Source organism: Anabaena sp. 54 (assembly GCF_017355725.1).
Taxonomy (GTDB): domain Bacteria; phylum Cyanobacteriota; class Cyanobacteriia; order Cyanobacteriales; family Nostocaceae; genus Dolichospermum; species Dolichospermum heterosporum.
This window is the reverse complement of record NZ_JAAVWA010000029.1, coordinates 46,245-68,023: the sequence shown is the minus strand read 5'-3', so window position 1 is coordinate 68,023 and position 21,779 is coordinate 46,245. Positions and strand designations below refer to the sequence as shown.

The window sequence follows — 21,779 nt, the reverse complement described above, 5'->3', positions numbered from 1 at the left end:
CGCACCCCCCGCCCCCAACTCCCCCCACCTCCCCACCTCCCCTGAAGATGGAATATCTCTGAAAAAACAAGATGAACAAAAGTAATATCTGTATAGTTACTATTCCTGGGTATACAATTACTGAACTTATTTATGCTAGTAAAAAAACTACAGTTTATCGTGGTCAACAGCAAACAACACAGATTTCAGTTATTATCAAGATTCTCAACGCAGAATATCCCCGGTTGCAGGATTTAATAGCATTTAAAAATCAATTTGCTATTAGTCAACAAATAGATCACCCAAATATTATTAAATGTTATGCCCTAGAAAAATATGGTAATAGTTATGCCATAATCTTAGAAGATTTTAGTGGTATATCGTTGAGTGAATATACCAGTTTACAAAAATTAGATATTAACTCTTTTATGCCTATTGCGATCGCAATTACTAAAGCATTAGAGTTTTTGTATGCCAAGAAAATTATTCATAAAGACATTAAGCCCAGAAATATTCTAATTAATCCCCAAACTCAGGAAATCAAGCTGATAGATTTTGGTATTTCCTCCCTATTACCTAAAGAAACTGCGGACATCAAAAGCCCGAATGTATTATCAGGGACACTTACCTATATGTCTCCAGAACAAACGGGAAGAATGAATAGAGGCATAGATTACCGTACTGATTTTTATTCTTTAGGAGTAACTTTTTATGAATTACTCACAGGACAATTACCTTTTTATAGTCAAAATCATTTGGAATTAGTATACTGCCATATCGCCAAAGAACCTACTCATCCTAGAGAAATTAATCCACAAATCCCTCCAGTTCTTGCAAATATCATTATTAAGTTAATGGCAAAAAACCCCGATAATAGATATCAAACAGCTAGAGGAATTAGATATGATTTAGAAATATGTCAAAAAATGTTATTAACTGAAGGAGAGATTAATAACTTTGAATTAGCAAAAAGAGACATCAGTGATAGATTTCTGATTCATGACAAACTATATGGTAGAGAACAGGAAATTATTACTTTATTAAATGCCTTTGAAAGCATCAGCGCTGGCAACAAAGAATTAATGTTAGTTGCCGGGTTTTCTGGGATTGGTAAAACTGCTGTAGTTAATGAAGTTCATAAACCAATTGTTCGGCAAAAAGGTTATTTTATCTCTGGTAAATATGATCAGTTTCAGAAAAATATTCCCTTTTCTGCCTTAGTGCAAGCATTACGCAGTCTCATGAGACAACTGCTAACTGAAAATATAGTGCAGTTACAAGAGTGGAAAACCCAGATTTTATCAGCATTAGGAGAACAGGGACAGGTAATTATTGATGTTATTCCTGAACTACAATATATTATTGGACAGCAACCACCAGTTACCGAACTCACAGGTAATGCTTCAGAAAATCGCTTCAACCTATTATTTAGTAAATTCATTCAAGTATTAGCGACTAGCAAACATCCATTAGTCATTTTCTTAGATGATTTACAATGGGCTGACATAGCTTCTTTAAAATTAATAAAATTATTAATGTGTGCAAAATATACAAAATATTTATTATTAATTGGTGCATATCGAGATAATGAAATTAACCCAGGACATCCTTTAATCCTGACCTTAGATGATATTCGTCAAGACAATATCACAATTAATCAGATTATTTTACAAGCTTTAGATAAATCTCATCTTAGACTATTAGTTAAAGATACCCTATGTTGTCCAGAATCAGATAGCCAAGACCTCACAGAACTACTTTTAAAAACTACTCAAGGTAATCCATTTTTTGCCAATCAATTACTTAAATCATTGCATGAAGATGGATTAATTACGTTTAATTTTAGCCTTGGTTATTGGCAGTGTGATATCAATGCAGCTAAAGCTTTATATCATCACCATGATATTGTTAATTTTCTGAAAACACAATTACAAAAATTACCTAGAAATACTCAAGATATTTTAAAAATAGCTGCTTGTATTGGCAACCAATTTGATTTGGCCACCCTATCTATCGTTTGTGAAAAATCCCAAATCCAAGTAGCGGCAGAATTATGGAATGCGTTGCAAGAAGAACTGATTATCCCCCAAAATGAAGCGTATAAATTTTTTACAGACGAACAATCAGCATTTGATATTTTTAACTTAAATTTCCCGGTTAATAACACGGAATTAATTTTCGTTAAATATAAATTTCTCCATGACCGAGTTCAACAAGCAGCTTATGCCCTAATTTCTGATGTTGATAAATCAGCAACGCATTTAAAAATTGGTCAATTACTGTTAAAAAATACCAATGCGGTGGAACTAGAAGAGAAAATATTTGAGATAGTTAATCAGTTAAATATTGGGATAGAATTAATTACTAATCAGTTAGAAAGATATGAATTAGCTAAATTAAATTTAATTGCTGGTTGTAAAGCCAAATCTTCTACTGCTTATGAAGCTGCTGTCAAATATTTAAGTGTAGGCTTGCAACTTTTAGACGTAAACAGTTGGGAATATGATTATGAATTGACTTTAAATCTTTATGTAGAATCTGTAGAAGCAGAATACTTAAATATTAATCCTGAACAAGCAATAACCTATATAGAAATAGTTAGAAAAAATGCAACTAGTATATTAGACCAAGTAAAGGTATATAAAAAACAAATGCTCATGTATGACATGGAATCAAGCATTTATACAGGTCTAAAATTATTAGAGATGTTAGGAGTTACCTTAGAACAAGTACCTCCAGAAAATGTCAATATTGAGGATTTAATAAGTTTACCAAAAATGATAGATCCTTATGCACTAGCAGCTATGGGGATATTAGTTAGTCTCAGTCTTGTGGCTTATATATCAAATCCATCATTGGTATTGCCGATTATATTTACAATGATATATCTATCTAGTAACTATGGAAATTCTGCGGAATCTGCCTATGGATATATTGTTTATGGTTTTATACTTTGTGATACTTTTGCGGATATTGATACTGGATATAGATATGGAAAATTAGCCTTTAATTTATCAGATAAATTTGATTCTAAAGTAATCAGATTTAGAGTTGTCATGTTGTGGTATTGCGAGATCATGTATTGGAAACAGCATTTTCGAGAATCAATACTTCCCTTACAAGACATTGCTCACTATGGTTGGGAAATTGGTGAAACAGACTTTCTAGGATCTTGTTGTACCGGTCATGTCTTCATGTTGTTGTTTGCCGGTGAAAATTTAGTAGATGTATATGAATATCTAGAATATTATCTGGCTTTAATATCTCATCGAAAACTGGATTGGCATACTCAAAATCTAAAAATTTGGCAACAGATCATTTTTAATCTTATAAACGTAAATCCAGATGTAGGTATAAACTATGATAAATGTAAGTTTAACGGTGATTTTTTGAGTGAGGAATTATTTTTATTTTTTGTTAATACTAAAAATTATAACTCTCTATTTGGATTTTATTTAACAAAAACAATTCAATTTTATTTATTTTACCAATATAAAAATGCTGTTGATAGTGCCATTTTAGCAAAACCATATATAGCAGCAGTCACTGGACAAGTTATTGGCAGTGAACATAATTTTTACTATTCTTTGGCTCTTTTAGCTGAATATCCCTACTTGCTGGAAAATGAGCAGTTAGAATCCATGCAAGAAATTATATCTAATCAGCAAAATATGCAAGATTGGGCTATTCATGCCCCCATGAATTATCAACATAAATATCAATTAATTGAAGCAGAAAAAGCGAGAGTCTTAGGAAATAATTGGCAAGCAATGGAGCTTTATGATCAAGCAATTACTGGAGCTAAAGAAAATAAATATCTTCACGAAGAAGCACTAGCTAATGAACTAGCAGCTAAATTTTATTTGAGCGTTAATAAAGAAAAAATTGCTAAAACTTATTTAATAGATGCTTATTATTGTTATGCTAACTGGGGAGCTAAGGCTAAAATCCAGCATTTAGAAAAAACCTATCCTCATTTACTTGAAACTATTATTAATCAAACCAAAACTAAATTAACAGCCGGTGAAGTAAGTACACTTATTAGTAAACCTAGTTTGACGGGTGTTTCTGCATTATTAGATTTAGAAACTGTGACTAAGGCATCCTTAGCCATTGCTTCGGAAATTCAGATAGATAAGTTATTATATACTCTCATGCAGGTAATATCAGAGAATGTTGCCGCCAATAAATCTGCATTAATTTTGCAAAAAGAGGGAAATTTAATATTAGTAGCTCAATGTATGAATGAACATGAATGTAAATTTTCTACTACACCAATTAACGATAGCCAAGATTTACCATCAAGTATTATTAATTATGTAGCAAATATGCAAGAATATTTATTAATTAGTGATGCTACAAATGATCAGGATTTTGCCAATGATTCATACATTATTCAGCATCAATCTAAATCTATATTATGCAATCCTATTTTGAATAAAGGGCAATTAATTGGTATTCTTTATTTAGAAAATAATCTAACTGTGGGTGCTTTCACTATTGACAGATTAAGAATATTAAACCTCCTATCTTCTCAAGCTGCTATTTCCCTAGAAAATGCCCAACTCTATAGTAATTTAGAAGAAAAAGTCACCCAAAGAACTCAGGAATTAAATGAAAATAATCTGCATTTAGAACAAACACTACATGAGTTAAAAGCCACACAATCCCAACTAATCCAAACGGAGAAAATGTCCAGTTTAGGACGAATGGTAGCGGGTATTGCCCATGAAATTAATAATCCTATAAATTTCATCTATGCGAACATTGAACACGCTAGTAATTATACTGAATCTATTATCAATTTACTGAATATATATCAACAAGAATATCCTAGTCACTCAGCTACTATTGAAAAATATAAACAAGACAATGATTTTGATTTTGTTATTCAAGATTTACCTAGAATTCTTGATTCAATGACGGTAGGTTCAGAACGGATTCGGAAGATTATTTTAAGTTTACGTAATTTTTCCCGTCTTGACGAGTCCGAAATGAAACCTGTAGATATCCATGAGGGAATTGATAGTACATTAATGATTTTAGAAACTCGATTCCAAGAAAAGTTAGGCTATTCTAGGAATGTAGTCATTAAAAATTATAGTAATCTTCCCTTAGTCCAATGTTATGCTTCTCAACTAAATCAGGTATTTATGAATATCATTAGTAATGCCATTGATGTTCTCAAACAGCGTGAAAAAAGTTTATCTACCGCAGAACTCAAGAATAATCCTAACCAGATCATTATTCGCACTCAAATCATTAATAATAATTGGGTACAAATTGCCATTAAAGATAATGGTATGGGGATAAAACCCGAAATTAAACAACGCATATTTGATCCTTTTTTCACCACCAAACCTGTAGGAGAAGGTACAGGTTTAGGACTATCAATCAGTTATCAAATTATCGTAGATAAACACAGTGGTAAATTAGATTGTATCTCTGCACCCGGAAAAGGAACAGAATTTATCATTGAAATTCCCATAAAACTCCACCAACCATAAAACGCCTACTCTCCGCGCCTCTGCGCCTCTGCGTGCAAAAAAATATTCAACTCTGCATAACAGCATCCAATAATAACCCAGCCCCAAACCGAACAGGATCTGTACAAGGTAACTTAGTTTCTGCTATAATTTGAGCGATCGCATTTTTCGCCTCCACTTCCCCCAAATTCCGAGTATTCAACGCAATTCCCACCACAGGAACAGGACGAAAAGCCCCCGCACCACTAGCAACAATTTCATACATCCGAATCACCTCAGATAACGCTGGAATTGGTATATGAGGATTATTCCGGTTATGGGTTTGTCCTGCTTGATGCACCAATATTAAATGTGTAGGTTGAGAACCGCGAATTAACGGTAAAGTAGCCGTTGAGCCAGGGTGTAAAAGAGAACCTTGCCCCTCAATTTGCAAAATGTCGTAATGTTGACCAAAACGCATCACCAACTGTTCCACCGCACCGGCAGCAAAATCCACCCGCACAGCGTCTAAAGCCACCCCTTCCCCTTCCAACATTAACCCAGTTTGACCAGTAGCCAAAAACTTAGAACGGATACCCCGCAACTTAGCCACCCGGTGTAATTCCAAACTGGTAGACATTTTACCAATAGCCATATCCGTTCCCACCGTCAACACCCGCCGACAGGGCAGAGTTTGCGCCATTGCCGATGCTACATCTAAATTAGCTGGTTCTTTGCGGACATCCCAAATTAATTGTCCTGGTTTCAGGAGGGCATTTAACTCCGGTATATTTGCCATTGGTGTATGTAACCCATTTACCAAAGACATTCCCGCCTTGAGGGCATCTTTGATATCCAGCCAATAATCATCAGGAACAGCACCACCTTTAGGTGCAATCCCAATTACTAGAACTTCCGGTTTATACTGTAAAGCTGCTGTCACAGATGCCACAATTGGCGCATCTCGCTGAATACCTGTTAACTCGACTAAAGACTTACCTACAGATTCTCTATCAATCACCGCCACAATGGGGGACTCGCTGTAGCGTAAAATTGACAACCCTGTTTTTCCTTGAACTCCAGTAATTCCCTCATGAAGAAGAATTGCTATTTTTTGATTAAGCGACAGACGCACAGTGTTTCACTCCCAAACCAGGTAAATTATTCGGCAAAACTCGCCCATTTTCTACCACTGCACCAGTAAAAGGATCATCAATTAGATTTAAGTGACTATCTAAATCCAAATAATCAGCCAGTGGTGCAAGTTGTAAAGCGGCGGTATTAGCTAGACAACTATCAGAATAACAGCCAAACATGATTTGTAAATTATGGGCTTTGGCTGTATGCACCATCCGCATGGCTTCAGTGATTCCCCCAGATTTCATTAATTTGATATTAATGCCATCAACATGATTAGCTAATTGGGGAATATCCGCACTGGTAAAGCAACTTTCATCTACAAAAATTGGTAAGGGGGAATGTTTTTTCAATTCGGCTAAATTTGCTTCTTCACCCCTTGCTAATGGCTGTTCTACATACTTTATTCCCAAATCAGCCAACCAATTACACATATTTACAGCATCGGTTAAATTCCAACCTCCGTTAGCATCAACAAATATATCTTTTCCGTCCGCTTCTTCCCGTACCGCTAAGAGCATTTTTTGATCTGCTTCTATTCCCTCGGTTGAACCTAATTTGACTTTTAACAACTGCACATCCATAAATTGTAACCAGTCTCCCGTCCTTGCCCTTGCACCTGCTGGGGAATTAATGCCAATTGTTACCGATGTTGGGGCGATCGCATTTTTATCCAGTCCCCACAGTTGCCACAATGGCAAATTCACACGCTTACCCAACCAATCATGTAATGCCATATCCACAGCCGCTTTGACTGCGGACGGAATTTGCATTTGTTCTAATAGTGCCTCAATTTCCTGCCGTTGCCAAGGGCTATATTTTTGTAAAGTAGGTATGATTTGCTGCAAGTTTTCTTGGATTTTCTCCGTAGATTGCCTATGGTTGCCCACACCAAAAGGAGATGCTTCTCCCCAACCTGTAATTCCTTCTGCGGTAATTTGTAACCAGATATTTGTTGTTTGTGCTGTTGTCCCCCGACTAATTGTGAGGGGAAATCGTTTGTTGACGGTGAAGGTTTGAAAGTTGATTTGCATAAATATATTAATTAGGGAATAGTGACAAGAAATAGAAATTATAAAATGAGTGGGAAAATGTTCAGGTTATGGCTTTGTTGCTATTTCACAATAGTTCAATAAATTCATCCACACTCAAACCCGCTTGTCGAATAATCCCACGCAAAGTACCTCTATCTAGTTCTTTATGATCTGGTACAGATATTGTGGTTCTAGGTTCTTCACGAACCATTATAATGTGACTTCCTCTTTGCCTATCCACAACAAAGCCGATTTTTTCTAGTGCTTTTACACACTCTAAACCTGAGATTATAGGTAATTTACTCACACCAGCACAACCTCAACTGTATCTTCTGGAACAGGTTCATTTCTGTCTTGCAAAACTTCAATGTAGAGAGATATTGCCTCTTCTATATTAGCTAAAGCTTCCTCACGAGTTTTACCCTGACTAATACAACCGGGTAAACTGGGTACTTCGACAACAAAATACCCATCTTCACCATGAGATAACAGCACTTTCCGTTGAGATTTTATTGTTACCATAGTTCAATCAAGTTCTCCATGAAATAACAAACCTAGTTACAAATATTTTATTCTGGTAAATCATTTATATCATATAACTTTATTTGCCAGTTTGCTTGGTGTATTTTACATTGAGTTGGGTGTTTGAAACGCTATGTTGATTATGCAAATTACAAACCGTGATGTAAAATGTTTACGATATAAAGAAACTTCCAACAATATACATTATGATGCAATTTACAGTATTCTACTCTTGGCAATCTGATTTAGCAGTAGAAACTAACAAAGGACTAATTCGAGGGGCTATCAAACTAGCGTGTAATAATCTGGAAAATGAATTTCAAGCAACTGAGTTACGTATTACTGTAGATGAAGCAGCAGATAATGTATCTGGAAGCCGCAGCTAAATTTGATAACCATAATTTACTTGAACTTTGTAGTGCGGGCATCTTGCCCGCTAGAATTATACAAACTAAATGCACAACAGCTTAGTTCATTATTTTGCATATCTATAGGAATCCGGTTTGATTCCTGATAGCGTTCACGCAGTGTGCCGTTCGCGGTAGCGTGCCGGAGGCATCAGGCATAGCGTGGCGTTAGCCATATTTTCCTACGGAGGAAGGCAAGAGGCAATCATGCAAGAGGTAAGAGGATTCAAGAATATAAAGGTGTACCGAGTTCCGTTCAAAAATCAAATAGGAGTCCTATAGTACAGGTTGGCGGAAATAAGATAACTATTAAAAGTAAAAGCTCGGAAATTGGTTGATTACAAGGCTTGAAAATGGTTCATTTACTTAAGCTGCACGGTACTAGTTAAAGATATTTATTCTGGGAAATAATTTGTTTTTCTTAATCGAAGTTTTCTTTGTCTGAATGATCATCTTCATTAGATTTTTTCATTCCTTCTTGTAAATTTCTGAGACTTTTTCCCAAGACTCCTCCCAACTCAGGAATTTTCTTCGGTCCAAAAATCAAAATAGCAACTATGGCAATAATCGCTACTTCCGGCCAGCCTAATCCAAACATGATGATTTTCCTCTTGAGTCACTGTAATTATACTAAAAACGGGTGAGATTTAAACTTTTGCCAAATGACAAATAACCCAGATGTGTAGGGGTAAAGCAAAAGCTTATTGGTGTCAACTTAACGTAAAACATCTATCCCGCAAATCCCGCAAAGAACTCAAGTCGTCTCATTCCCAGTCAGAGACTGGGAATGAATTCTAGAAGGCTCTGCCTTCAATAATATTAGAGGCAGAGCCTCATCAACTGCATTCCTAGTCAGAGACTAGGAACGAGATGTGGTAGGGATTTGAGCTTAAGTTGACACCAATGAAGCTCTTGCTTTACCCCTACGTTTAGAATCAAACAGTCAAGCCGTTTTGAGTATAACTATAGAATTTATTCTGTTATAACTCCCGGTTCGCCCATTTTTGCGAGAGTTAGAAGAATTCTACTCAGGAGTAAAAGATTGACCACTAAGCTGAGTATAAATAGTAGGGGGAAACCCAAGTAAAACAAGAATACGCTGCTGTAAAGGGGAAAGAGTAGTTAAATGAGTGTAGACTTCATTGTTAACCTCAATTAATATCAATGTGATTTCTTTAAATGCAACAAGAAGCATTTCAGCAGTAGGACGTGCCGTTTTACGCTGAGGATTACCAGCATAAAGTCCAGCCAATTTTTCTTGATTTTTGTCAAGATGGCGACGAACCTGAAACTCTAAAAGAGTCAAAACTCGCAAACCAATTGAAAGTAGTCGGATCAAACCAGTAATATGGTCTTCACGTTGTAAATAAATTGGAGTTAAAGAAAGAGGAAAGCCTTTAAGTCGAGCAAATCCTCGTTCTGTCAAATACTCATCTCTATAAGCACGAACTGCTTGTTTCAAACTCAGGTTAGCTTCAGTTTCATTAGTGACATAAACTCGCCAGCCTAACAGTTGAACTTGTTGTTTTACCGCGTCTTCATTAATTTTAAAATCTAAATTAAAGGAAACTTCTTCTATTATTTGAGATTGACGTTCGCCATATTGTCTTTTAACTTTTTCAACTCGCTGAGTTTGAATATCAATTTCAAATAATCCCCCAGTCCGATAACGCTTGAGAATCTCAGCTACAGATAACTCCCACTCTGGAAATGATGTCAGCTTTTTCTTGCCGCGTTTGGGGATTTTTAGTTGTTCAAGAGCATGAACGGTTTTCTGTATGCGTTCACGTAGATATTTTTCCTCTGTCTGGGCAATGGCATAAGAACGGACTACTAATTGTCGCTCTTCCCAAGATATTTCTTGCTCGTTAATCTTTTCTTTTTGGAGCAATTTTAGTTCAAATCCTTCAGCAATCTCTCTCGTTTTTCCATCTGCATAATCATAATTGATAGTTGTCAATTCTTGTTTTTCATCCCAAACTGGTTGCAGATATTCTCTTAATTTTTCTGTCGGTGTTTGCTTGGCATTTAAAGGACATAGATAAAAATCTCCCCCTGATACAATATGGATTCTTGTCCCCATTGATGCCATTTTACAGTCCCCAATATACAGTAATCCTGGCTGTTTTAGCGTCGAACGGACTCTCTCAATTGCGGGGATATATAAAGGGTCATCTGCTTTTTCTCCCGATAATATTTCTGTTGCTATTGGCATTCCTAATGGGTCTAATGTTGATAGCATGATTTTGACTTGTGCCAAATCTGGACGATGGTCTTTGCTATGACCCCATTGAAATAGCCCTTCAGTATTCACCCCGCAATAACTTGAAGCTGTTGTACTATCCAGTCTTACCCGTTCTGGTTTGATATCATACACTTGCAACAAATTACTTCCCAGTTCTTCCTCAAACGCATACCAGTTCTCGTCACAGTTAAGGTAACGCAATACTGCTTCTAATCGGTCATCGGTTAGGTCAAGTTCGTTTAAGCTTTCACCAATCAATTTTTTCAATGTTTCTAACCGTTTACCAGCCCAGGCTTGAACTTGATTTAAACGGTGGTCTGCTTGCGATAAGATATGTGTTAACCAGATCACTGCTACATTCCCCAAGCTTTGTCCTCGCCAATTTCCATGGGTGGGGAAGTTTTTATCTATTAGCTTTTGTACACCCATCCGTTCTATCTGTGTGAGTAGTACGGGTATGTCATCTACTCGTTCGTTTGTAATTATGGATTCAGTTGCCATAACGTCGAACATATACTTACTTAGCTTATTTTGTATAACCTGTCTCTGATTATACTTTTATCTGCACATTTTTCCTAACTCCCTAAAAAATGGGCGAACCGGGAGTTAATAAATAGTATATTTAACCAATGACTTAATTCCCTGGCTAACCATTCCAGTTCTCCTACCGATTTAATCGGAAAATTATTAACACTAAACTCAAATTTTTCTACCCCTGCCCAAATTACCAATTTTGCAGGTACTTGAGTTTTATTCCCGTCTGAGTCTTTAGTAAAATATTGGGGTGCATAAACCAGTTTATTAATACTTTCTCTGGAAACTGAACGACAACGGGGGATTTCCCATTTCCCTAACTGGTGATTAAGAGAAATTTGTTGCTGATCTATATGTATGCTGACACCGCCAAATAAGCCGTATACTATACCGTAAATCATCGAAAAACCTACACCCCAAAAAGGTAGGGAGAACAACGCAAAGGGTATATTACCGGGAAAAGGTGCAGAAAGAGCGTTTCCTGATGTCACTTGTCAGTATTAGGTAGGTTGGCGTTGAAAATTGTCGTTATAGCAAGGCAAGAGGCAAGAGTAAGGAAGTTTTCAGCGATTTTACGTTTCTTTACACAGTTTGGTTTTATTGTGTTCACCTACTTAGGGTTTGCTGGTAGCGTAGCGTGAATGGGCGCAGGCCCTGCGCCCCTACCTCCTGATAGCGCAGCGTGGTGTTAGCCATACTTCTGATAGCGCAGCGTGGCGTTGGTCATACTTCTAGCCCTCACAGATAACTTTTTCAGCAAACTCTACTTAGGAACGTGGATTTATTAACTTACAATTCTTGATAACGACCGTCTAACATTAGTTAGATTACATCTAACAAGATTTGCACTTTATTTAATCCTCATTCCTTAATACCAAAATTATCGTCCCTATTTCCAATTGTTAAATTTTAATTGTTAATTGTTAATTGTTAATTGCTTATGCCTTCCCCACTTTGGCCTTACATCACCCCAGGTATTCCCGACGAATTATTTGAGAATTTACCAGGTATTCCTCTGAGTCAGCGAGAATTAAGATTGTTGTTGATTTCCCAATTACGACTACAAGCTGATTCGGTATTGTGGGATATTGGTGCAGGAACAGGTACAATTCCTATAGAGGTAGGTTTATTGTGTCCCCAAGGACGGGTAATTGCTATCGAAAGGGACGAGGATGTTGCTAATCTAATTAGACGCAACTGCGATCGCTTTGAAGTTAAAAACGTCGAAGTTATTGAGGGTAGCGCCCCAGAATGCTTAAACCAAATCAAGTCAGTACCTGATCGCATCTGCATTGAGGGAGGAAAAGCCATACAGGATATTGTCCAAGCTGCATGGCAGTATTTACCAACATCTGGTCGAGTGGTTGCCACTGCTGCTAATCTAGAAAATCTGTATACCATTTCTCAAAGCTTTTCTCAGTTAAGAGTTAGGAATATTGAAGTTGTCCAGTCAGCGGTGAATCGCTTAGAAACACGGGGCTATTCTCAAACCTTTGTAGCAGCCGATCCCATTTTCATTCTCAGTGGTGAGAAACTAGAGTGAACTACTCCGCCGTAAAACGGACGGAGCTTCCCAATTCATCGGGAATAGCCGCTAGAACTCCATAGTTCTATGGGTCTGACATTCCCTCCAAGGGCAGGAGTCCTGATTCCCAAGACCCAAATCTTTTACCCTGAGCTATGCCGAAGGGTTCTCTGGCGACACTTACAAAAAAAGGGAACAGGGAAATCTTAACTGGGAACAGGGAACAGATAAGAAACAAAAGTTTCACCAGTTTAGAGATTCAGTCAAGAAAAAGATGTTTTTAAAAGATGCGTAGCACGAAAAAAAACAGTGTCATTATTTCAATCTCATGTTTTTAAACATGAGTTTTTTCTGTTCCCTGTTGCTTCTGCCCGTGAACTATCAGCTTGGTTTTCGCTTACGGCATTGGTGGTCAAGATACACAATATCTTACCAAAAAATCCTGGCGATTCGTCATCCCCTGCTCACAATCCCCATATTAGGAGTACATTGAAGCTGGGGACTTCCACAAATTGTTAAATTCCTTCGGTTTTCGGTTTTGGGTTGCATCCAAAATCCAAAATCTAAAATCCCAAATATTATCCTATGCCCTGGTCTCGAATTATTAGTGGAATTGTTGCAATTATCATGGCGCTATCTGCAACCCTATTGGGGGGTTGGTATTTTACGATAGCGATCGCTATTGTCGTATTTTTAGGTCAACAAGAATATTTTAATTTGGTTCGCTCTAGAGGCATAACACCCTCAGTTAAAACTACGATGATCGTTAGTCAAGTTCTACTGGCAATTTGTACCCTTAATGGTAGTTTAGCTGATGCAATTATGCCAATAGCCGGAACACTTATTTGTTTTTACCTACTTTTTCAACCCAAATTAGCCACCATTGCGGATATTTCCGCTTCTATTATGGGTTTGTTTTATGTAGGTTACTTACCAAGTTACTGGGTCAGGTTACGGGGAATTGATCATGCTATTAGCAGTAATTTACCTTTAGGTGGTTATTGGCCATCTAATTGGCAAGATATCGGACAAGGCAATTTGACTGCCTTTCCCACAGGTTTAACTGCTACTATCCTCACGTTCTTATGTATTTGGGCTGCGGATATTGGCGCTTATACTTTTGGTAAATTCTTCGGGAAAACTCGGTTATCAGATATTAGTCCAAAAAAAACTGTAGAAGGTGCAGTTTTTGGTATTAGTGCTAGTGTAGCTGTTGCGATCACAGGGGCTTACTTTCTCAATTTTCCCGACTGGTTAATCACTGGTTTCACATTGGGTCTAATTATTGGTATTGCTAGTTTGTTAGGTGACTTAACAGAATCTTTGCTCAAGCGTGATGCTGGTGTCAAGGATTCAGGACAATTGATCCCTGGTCATGGAGGGATTTTAGATCGCACTGATAGCTATATTTTTACTGCTCCTCTAGTGTACTATTTCATCACCTTACTTTTACCTTTATTAGAAAAAACGCTGTAACAGGAACTAAGATAAGATTTAATCTCTACTTGCCCACATCACTCACAATAGCCATATAATTTAAAGTAAATTCAGGGGATATTGAGTTTTGATTTTTCAATGATTATGGGTTAATGTTAATACGTCCACAACAACTGAGTTGTTCCGGTATCAGAGAAACTTTGGCGATATCAACATCTGTTCCCAGATTTATAATATAAGGAGAATTCCTTTCCCAAAGCACCTCCCGATCAGTCTTGATTTTAACTTGTGTTAATTGTAGTTCTTGACCATTGAGTAGTTCTAAGCCTAAATAAATATTGAAAAATGCCCCTTCTATCTCAGAGACTGGGATACCATTCAGGATCAATACCTGATTGTCAAGGGTGATTCTTCGCCAAGTAATGTCCTTGAAATTTAGGCTATATTCTGCTAGTAGTGGAATCAGTACATCATTTATAGCTGTTAATAATAATGGAGATGACAGAGAATTATTAAGATCCTGTTCAGCGATTATCAGCTTACCAACTACAGGTACTATTGCTGATAATTGCAAAGGTTGTCCTTTCAAAATTGAAGCCACATTCAGTTGGATCTGTTCTGCCTGAAGTTCAATTTGTGTAGCATGAAGACCTTGATACACAGCATTACTAGCAGAAATTGATACTCCAGGAATGCAACCAGACAGCAATTGGCGATCGCTTGCTGTAATCTGTACCTCTAAATGAGATACTTGATTTAATTGGCTTCTTAACCAAAGCTTAATCGCTGATGTTAAAACTTTTGTAATGATCCTGACTTTGCTGTTATTTGTATTTGGGGAACTTGGTTCTGTCATTTTTCGACGGTTATATCAATGTAAATATGCTCAAAACTTGAGTATCTTAAACAAACCTTAAATTTAACATGGAAGTTTGTTAACAACAAAATGCAAACATTAGCAGTATAAAAATATTCAGCGAGAAAATCACAGTTTAAACATGGAGGCACGGCTACAAAAAATTCTAGCTCAATGGGGTATAGCCTCACGACGTGAAGCTGAAGAAATGATTAGGCAATCACGAGTATGTGTGAATGGGGTATTAGCACATTTAGGACAAAAAGTCGATCCTCACCAAGATAAAATCTCTATAGATGGTCAACCTGTACTGGGAGAACAGCGTCCATCCAAAATGTATCTATTACTGCATAAACCAGCAGGAATTGTCTCCACTTGTCATGATCCCCAAGGAAGACCAACGGTTTTGGATCTCCTCCCGTTAGCATTAAGAACCGGATGGGGTATTCACCCGGTTGGCCGTTTGGATGTAGACTCGACAGGAGCATTGATTTTAACCAATGATGGAGAATTGACCTATGGACTTACCCATCCTAGTCATAGTATTCCCAAGACCTACCGCGTTGTAGTTCAAGGACACCCTCCAGCAAAAGTTCTCGAAAATTGGAGTCAGGGTATAGTTCTGGAAGGAAGAATCACAAGACCTGCTCAAGTGCGTTTGATTGAAAATTATATTGATCAAAGCTGTTTAGAGATAGTTTTACAGGAAGGAAGAAACCGTCAAATTCGTCGTATAGCCGAACAGTTGGGATATCCAGTCATTAAGCTACATCGCACGGCTATTGGTTCAATTCAATTAAAAACATCAACAACAGCATCCTTGCCATCTGGTAAATACCGTCATCTTAGTCAGGATGAAATTAGTTTTTTAAATAAGCAGATAATTCGCACACCTATTAAGACAAAGCCGAGTTAAGGAGTAAAAGAAAAACATGAAATGGTTCAGAAAGAAGGGTAAACAGTCAATCAAACCTTCTATCAAGGAACATCAAGCCGAAAAGTTAGGGCAACTTGGCTCTCAACTAGGTTCGCTACGGCAGGAACAGGGTTTAACTCTAGATGAGTTAGTCGTATTCACCAGAATTCCTCGAAGACTTTTACAAGCCATTGAAGAAGGTAATTTAAGCGACTTACCAGAACCCATCTATGTTCAAGGCTTAATTAGACAGTTTGCAGACGCTTTAGGAATTCGGGGTGGGGAATTTGCTAGTCATTTCCCCATTGGTTCTCAATCAGTAAGTGTTCAATCCAATTGGAAAGTACAAGCTGTTCCTCAATTACGTCCTATTCATCTTTACCTGCTTTATATTGGGCTGATTTTCTGCTCTGTTAACGGTTTATCCCAGTTGTTGAATAATTCCACTTTGCAAGCAAACAATCGCCAAATTCAACCAAAAACTGTAACCCAATTGGCAGGGGAAGAAGCTGCTAATAATACATTTATCAACAAGCAAGGGGATCAATCCGTACAAATTGGTGTCACATTAAAAGCTTCATCTTGGATTAGCGTGGTTACAGATGGTAAAACAGCCTTTGAGGGAGTTTTACCACAAGGTTCTAGCCGCACCTGGAACGCCACCGAGCAACTGACAGTAAAAACTGATAATGCTGGTGGTGTGTTAATGAGTGTGAATCAGCAAGAAGCAAAGGAAATGGGAGAAATCGGCAAAGCTCAAGAAATCAACATTGCTGCTAAACCAAACTTATAGTGGTCAGTGGTCAGTAGTCAGTAGTCAGTGGGAAAATTCTTTCTCCCCCCCCTACTTCCCCTACTCCCCCTACTCCCCCAACTCCCCCAACTCCCCCAACTCCCCCAACTCCCCCAACTCCCCCAACTCCCCCAACTCCCCCAACTCCCCCTACTCCCCCAACTCCCCCTACTCCCTGTCACCTGTCACCTGCTTCCCTATAAGCGCGTCCGCAACGGAAAGTGAGAGTTTTTAGGCGATCGCTTAAATCTGGCGTTAATACCCCCGATTGGTAACGCCACTCCCAATTTCCCACCGCCGTACTGGGAAAATTCATCCGGGCTTGAGTCCCCAAACCTAATACATCCTGCAAAGGTATAATTGCTTGATTGGCAATAGAACTCAAAGCTAACCTAATTAAATCCCAGTTTATACCATCTGGACTGATACAACCCAAATACAACAATAGATTTTGCTTTTCGTAATCATTTGCAGCATTAAACCAGCCTACAGTCGTATCATTATCATGAGTACCAGTATAAACTACAGCATTTCGTGTGTAGTTAAAGGGTAAAAAAGGATTACCGGGATCAGAACCAAAGGCAAACTGCAATACTTTCATCCCTGGAAACTCAAACTGATCTCGCAGTGCTTCCACTTCTGGCGTAATAATTCCCAAATCCTCCGCCAAAACAGGTAACTTACCCAAATGCTTTCTAATTGCCTCAAATAAAGCCACTCCAGGTGCTTCAATCCATTCGCCATTCATGGCAGTCGTTTCTCCCTGGGGAACAGCCCAATAAGCCTCAAAACCCCGGAAATGATCAATGCGAATTATATCCACATAATCCAGCATCGCCTCAAAGCGTAATATCCACCATTTGAAATCTTGTTTTTGCAATTCTTCCCAGTTATAAACCGGATTTCCCCATAATTGACCAGTAGCGCTAAAGTAGTCGGGTGGAACTCCCGCCATTAAAGCCACTTCTCCCGTTTCTGCATCTAAAGCAAAAATCTCAGGATTAGCCCACACATCAGCACTATCATGGGCTACATAAATAGGGATATCACCAATAATCTCTATCCCATTGTCATTAGCATAGTTTTTCAGTTCTGACCACTGCCGGAAAAACTCATATTGAACAAACTTGTAATAAAAAATCTCCTCTGCTAATTCTTTTTCCATCTGAGCTAAAGCTGCTGGTTCACGCTTTGCCAATTCCGGTTCCCAATTGTACCAGCTTGCACCATTTTGGATATCTTTAAGAGCCATAAATAGCGCATAATTATTTAACCAATAGCCTTTATCAGCACAAAACTTAGCAAAAGCCTGTTTTTGAGTTGAATTTGCTTTAATTTTAAAATCCTCACAAGCTTTAATGAGCAGATTGACCTTGACAGGGATCACCTCATTAAAATCTACCTTATCTACGGTAAAATCTGGTAAATCAGCCAAATCTTCGGCAATTAACAAACCCTCCTCTAACAACTTCTCTGGACTAATCAAAAAGTAATTTCCAGCCATTGCGGAGTAGCACATATAGGGAGAATTACCGTAACCAGTCGGTCCTAGCGGTAAAACTTGCCAATATTGCTGCTGACTATTTTTGAGAAAATCAATAAACCGATAAGCTTCCAAACCCAAATCCCCAATACCAAACCGACTGGGGAAAGAAGTAGGATGTAGTAAAATACCACTTGATCTAGGAAAAGGCATATTTAACCTGAAATATAGGAAAACGTAATTTTTTATAAATCACGCATCGAATTTATCATGCCATAGCCAGCGTTGACTGTTCTGATTCATGAAGAAATAGAAACAAGAGTAAATAATTAATACATAATCCAAAATCCAAAATCTAAAATCTTATGACTTACAGAAATCCTGCACCCACCGTTGATATCATTATTGAATTAATTGATAGACCTCATCGCCCCATTATCCTGATTGAAAGACATAATGAACCATTAGGTTGGGCGTTACCCGGTGGTTTTGTTGATTATGGTGAATCGCTGGAAAAGGCGGCAATTAGGGAAGCAGAGGAAGAAATAGGTTTAAAAGTAGAATTAGTCGAACAGTTATTAGTGTATTCTGATCCTAAGCGCGATCGCCGTCAGCATACGATTAGTATTGTGTTTTTAGCAACTGCTACGGGTGAACCTTTGGCGGGTGATGATGCTAAGAGTTTGGGTATTTTCTCGCCTTGGTGTGTTCCTGGTAATTTGTGTTTTGATCATGACCGGATTTTGCGGGATTATTGGCAATATAGAAATTATGGGATTCGTCCGAGGTTGGGGTAAGAGAAATAAACCACGAAGAAGCGAAGGACACGAAGGAAGAGAAGAAGAAAGAAGAAAAATGTAGGGGTTTAGCAATGCTAAACCCAAGGCGTTTAACTCTGTAGTCATGTTGCTTCTTTGTTTTATACTGTTTTCATGGTATTCAATGGTGCATTATGGACGCTGAAGAACTTTTAGAGAAATACGCTGCTGGGGAACGGAATTTTCGTTCGGAAAATCTGAAAACGGTAGACCTTGAAGGTGCGGATTTGAGTGAAATCGACTTCACAGGTGCAGATTTGTCGCGGGCAGATTTGAATGATGCTAACCTGAGTAAAGCGGATCTTGACCGTACAAATCTCACGAGGGCATCTTTAGAAAATGCTAACTTGAGTGAGTTAGTATGCGCTTCTAATTTGAATTTGAGTTGGGCTAACTTGAGTGGTGCTAATTTGAGTAAAGCAAAGCTAGAAAGTGCAAATTTCAGTAATGCTCACTTGGATAATGCCAACTTGATAAAAGCAAACCTCAATAGTGCAAATCTCCAAAAAGCTTGTTTACAAGGGGCAAATTTAGAAAGAGCAGATTTACAAAATGCAGATTTAATGAGAGCAAATCTAGATAGTGCAAATCTGAAAAAAGCAGATTTAACCGGCGCGAATATTTACGGTGCAACCTTTAAAAATGCAGACCTCACAGGTGCGATAATGCCAGATGGAGAAGTTTACCAAACATCTACAGATTTAGAATTCGGTAAACCAGAAACACCATTAACAAAAGAGCCAAAAGACATATATATTATGACTCGTAAAGTAATCCGTACCGATAAAGCACCTGCACCAGTTGGACCATACAATCAAGCAATTCTCGCTTCTGGGCAAATGTTGTTTGTAGCTGGACAAATTGCCATAGATCCCCGTTTAGGTGATGTTGACTACACCGAAGATGTAGTTAAGCAAACTGAACAGGTAATGAAAAATATTGAAGCTATCCTGACAGAAGCAGGAGCTACATTTGCAGATGTGGTAAAAACTGGTGTATTTTTAGCTGATATGAATGATTTTGCCGCTGTCAATGCGGTTTATGCAAAATATTTTTCCGAAGATACCGCCCCAGCGCGTGCTTGTGTGGAGGTTTCCCGTTTGCCTAAAAATGTGTTGGTAGAAATTGATTGTATTGCTGTTATTGGTGGTTAATTATACTCAAAACGGCTAGAAACTGGACTTTTTTATCATACAAAGAACAAGCTTCAAAGCCTCTCCCCGTTGCGGGGAGAGGTTTGGAGAGGGGTTTCATATTTGGTTAAACTATGAACCGTTTGCAGTATATCCTGTGGGCAATGCCCACTCTACTTTTATTTTTCTGGTTCGATACCTAATGCTTTTAATTGGGCAGCTAATTTGTCAGCACGTTGTTTTTGTTGTTCTATCTCTTGTTGTTTTTGTTCTACTAATTCTGAACTCCACAACAGCAAATTTCCCTGTTCGTCCCACCATCTTAACCATTTACTAGTGAGGTTTTCCCTTGTCCCTTCCCACACTCCCAAGTAAAGGTTCATTTCCTCTATCCAGTAACGTTGGTTTTCATGAGGATTTTGTAAGGTGTACAAACCTGTATTAGAGTTTAGCTGATAAAATTCTAAACTACCGCTATCTGGTTCAAAAATGGCGTAATTAGGTACTTTTAAGATTTTTTCATAGAAAAACCATTTTCCAGGGGGATAAGTAGGTTTACTGGAATATTCTGTTCCGTCTGTATCAGAAATAAATTCCATCACTATTACGGGAATATCTCCCTGTACTTGGGGTGTATAACTACGAAAGACTTCTTGCTTCGTGACGCGAATTTCGGGTATATAAGCCCAATCAGGAGCTTTAATGACAATTTTGCTATTGACGGTGGCACAGATACCGTAGTTAGTCGGTGTGAGGCAATTTGGGGGAAGTTTACCGGCTAGTTGGAGGCTTTCAGTCAGGGCAGCGGCTTGGGCTGGTTGGTAGATGTTGTCCACTGGATCATCTGGGAGAATGTAATCATCGGGTAGTTTTTCCCAAGTGATTTGGTATGCTTGGGTAGCAATAATCATGATGGGTTTTCCTGTATTCAGGTTGTAAATTCTAGTTTAACTAGTTAACCCTGTTATGTCACTCTCGGAAAACAATAATTGAATCCATTTTTTGTAACTCTTATTTCATCAAGGGTTGGCACTTTTTTTATGTATTAAAAAATAAAATTGCTGCATAAAATGTCAAAACCAAAGCTCCATAAACCTCCCAGGTATTGAATTTTCCCAATCTGACAGAAGAGGATTAACTTCATTTCTCTCGGACCGAAATGTTTTTTCTTTCACTTCCACAGAAGTAAATTGATAATCTTTGGCAAAATAAACCCCTCTGGTAAACCTCTCCAGTATTAAATGTTATTCGGCGTTGCTGATTAAGGGTATGAATTTTAGTCTCACGCAAAGGCGCAATCACGCTTCGTGATCTCGAAGAGTAGACGCACTGAGGTAAGATTTTTAAAGGTTCAATTTGGAAATTTCATACCTCGATTCAGCAACGCCTGTTATTCCTTTTCCCTCTCCTAAGAGGAGAGGGTTAGGGAGAGGTAGGGAAGGGGGGTTAGGTTTCTGAAGATTATCGGTTTCATCTAATACTTTTCAAACACCCT

The 21,779-nt window shown here is 38.0% G+C and carries 18 protein-coding genes; 8 read left to right on the top strand and 10 right to left on the bottom strand.

Translation table 11 applies throughout. The features are described 5' to 3' along the window. The first annotated feature begins 71 nt into the window (after window positions 1-71). Entirely contained in the window at window positions 72-5,486 is a 5,415-nt protein-coding gene (locus HEQ36_RS20735) for an ATP-binding sensor histidine kinase (protein WP_168636035.1), read from the top strand. A 46-nt stretch (window positions 5,487-5,532) separates the two neighbouring features. Here the strand turns inward: HEQ36_RS20735 and HEQ36_RS20730 are convergent, their stop codons facing one another. From HEQ36_RS20730 to HEQ36_RS20715, 4 genes are all read right to left on the bottom strand, one after another. After that, on the bottom strand, window positions 5,533-6,579 hold the full coding sequence (locus tag HEQ36_RS20730; protein WP_027400855.1) for a DUF1611 domain-containing protein: 1,047 nt from the start codon (window positions 6,577-6,579) through the stop codon (window positions 5,533-5,535). Further along, window positions 6,563-7,615, bottom strand: coding sequence for a dipeptide epimerase (locus HEQ36_RS20725; RefSeq protein WP_168636034.1), 1,053 nt, complete (start codon window positions 7,613-7,615; stop codon window positions 6,563-6,565). Before HEQ36_RS20725 ends, HEQ36_RS20730 begins: the two co-directional genes overlap by 17 nt. Window positions 7,616-7,700: 85 nt before the next feature. Beyond that, window positions 7,701-7,922, bottom strand: coding sequence for a type II toxin-antitoxin system HicA family toxin (locus tag HEQ36_RS20720; RefSeq protein WP_027400857.1), 222 nt, complete (start codon window positions 7,920-7,922; stop codon window positions 7,701-7,703). After that, complete coding sequence (locus HEQ36_RS20715; RefSeq protein WP_027400858.1) at window positions 7,919-8,137, bottom strand: type II toxin-antitoxin system HicB family antitoxin; 219 nt, start codon at window positions 8,135-8,137, stop codon at window positions 7,919-7,921. Before HEQ36_RS20715 ends, HEQ36_RS20720 begins: the two co-directional genes overlap by 4 nt. A gap of 206 nt (window positions 8,138-8,343) precedes the next feature. Between HEQ36_RS20715 and HEQ36_RS20710 the strand changes: the two genes are divergently transcribed. Continuing rightward, window positions 8,344-8,523, top strand: a complete 180-nt coding sequence (locus HEQ36_RS20710; RefSeq protein WP_168636033.1) for a hypothetical protein — start codon at window positions 8,344-8,346, stop codon at window positions 8,521-8,523. Window positions 8,524-8,965: 442 nt separating this feature from the next. Here HEQ36_RS20710 and tatA read toward each other — a convergent pair whose 3' ends face one another. The 3 genes from tatA to HEQ36_RS20695 form a co-directional block, all read right to left on the bottom strand. Continuing rightward, window positions 8,966-9,142, bottom strand: a complete 177-nt coding sequence (tatA, locus tag HEQ36_RS20705; protein ID WP_168636032.1) for a twin-arginine translocase TatA/TatE family subunit — start codon at window positions 9,140-9,142, stop codon at window positions 8,966-8,968. Between the two features lie 426 nt (window positions 9,143-9,568). Then, window positions 9,569-11,290: an IS1634 family transposase gene (locus HEQ36_RS20700; protein ID WP_053538855.1), complete on the bottom strand. Its 1,722-nt coding sequence runs from the start codon at window positions 11,288-11,290 to the stop codon at window positions 9,569-9,571. Window positions 11,291-11,364: 74 nt separating this feature from the next. After that, window positions 11,365-11,814 (bottom strand): hypothetical protein, encoded by a 450-nt coding sequence (locus HEQ36_RS20695; protein ID WP_233455470.1) that lies wholly within the window; start codon window positions 11,812-11,814, stop codon window positions 11,365-11,367. Between the two features lie 449 nt (window positions 11,815-12,263). Between HEQ36_RS20695 and cbiT the strand changes: the two genes are divergently transcribed. Beyond that, on the top strand, window positions 12,264-12,866 hold the full coding sequence (gene cbiT / locus HEQ36_RS20690) for a precorrin-6Y C5,15-methyltransferase subunit CbiT (protein WP_053539015.1): 603 nt from the start codon (window positions 12,264-12,266) through the stop codon (window positions 12,864-12,866). A gap of 567 nt (window positions 12,867-13,433) precedes the next feature. Continuing rightward, the gene (locus HEQ36_RS20685; RefSeq protein ID WP_168636031.1) at window positions 13,434-14,324 is read left to right on the top strand and encodes a phosphatidate cytidylyltransferase; all 891 of its coding nucleotides are present in this window, start codon (window positions 13,434-13,436) and stop codon (window positions 14,322-14,324) included. A 103-nt stretch (window positions 14,325-14,427) separates the two neighbouring features. Here the strand turns inward: HEQ36_RS20685 and HEQ36_RS20680 are convergent, their stop codons facing one another. Then, complete coding sequence (locus HEQ36_RS20680) at window positions 14,428-15,141, bottom strand: DUF2993 domain-containing protein (protein WP_168636030.1); 714 nt, start codon at window positions 15,139-15,141, stop codon at window positions 14,428-14,430. 142 nt (window positions 15,142-15,283) lie between these two features. Between HEQ36_RS20680 and HEQ36_RS20675 the strand changes: the two genes are divergently transcribed. Then, window positions 15,284-16,057 carry a pseudouridine synthase gene (locus tag HEQ36_RS20675; RefSeq protein WP_168636029.1) on the top strand — a complete coding sequence of 258 codons (774 nt, stop codon included), beginning with the start codon at window positions 15,284-15,286 and terminating at the stop codon, window positions 16,055-16,057. Between the two features lie 16 nt (window positions 16,058-16,073). Continuing rightward, window positions 16,074-16,850: a RodZ domain-containing protein gene (locus tag HEQ36_RS20670; protein WP_053539019.1), complete on the top strand. Its 777-nt coding sequence runs from the start codon at window positions 16,074-16,076 to the stop codon at window positions 16,848-16,850. A gap of 178 nt (window positions 16,851-17,028) precedes the next feature. On the opposite strand, the gene malQ is transcribed toward HEQ36_RS20670, so the two are convergent. Further along, on the bottom strand, window positions 17,029-18,546 hold the full coding sequence (gene malQ / locus HEQ36_RS20665) for a 4-alpha-glucanotransferase (protein WP_053539020.1): 1,518 nt from the start codon (window positions 18,544-18,546) through the stop codon (window positions 17,029-17,031). Window positions 18,547-18,698: 152 nt separating this feature from the next. Between malQ and HEQ36_RS20660 the strand changes: the two genes are divergently transcribed. Next, window positions 18,699-19,130, top strand: coding sequence for an NUDIX hydrolase (locus HEQ36_RS20660; RefSeq protein WP_053539021.1), 432 nt, complete (start codon window positions 18,699-18,701; stop codon window positions 19,128-19,130). A gap of 155 nt (window positions 19,131-19,285) precedes the next feature. After that, window positions 19,286-20,305 carry a Rid family detoxifying hydrolase gene (locus HEQ36_RS20655; protein WP_053539022.1) on the top strand — a complete coding sequence of 340 codons (1,020 nt, stop codon included), beginning with the start codon at window positions 19,286-19,288 and terminating at the stop codon, window positions 20,303-20,305. A 158-nt stretch (window positions 20,306-20,463) separates the two neighbouring features. Here HEQ36_RS20655 and HEQ36_RS20650 read toward each other — a convergent pair whose 3' ends face one another. Next, on the bottom strand, window positions 20,464-21,195 hold the full coding sequence (locus tag HEQ36_RS20650) for a Uma2 family endonuclease (protein WP_168636027.1): 732 nt from the start codon (window positions 21,193-21,195) through the stop codon (window positions 20,464-20,466). Window positions 21,196-21,779 lie beyond the last annotated feature (584 nt).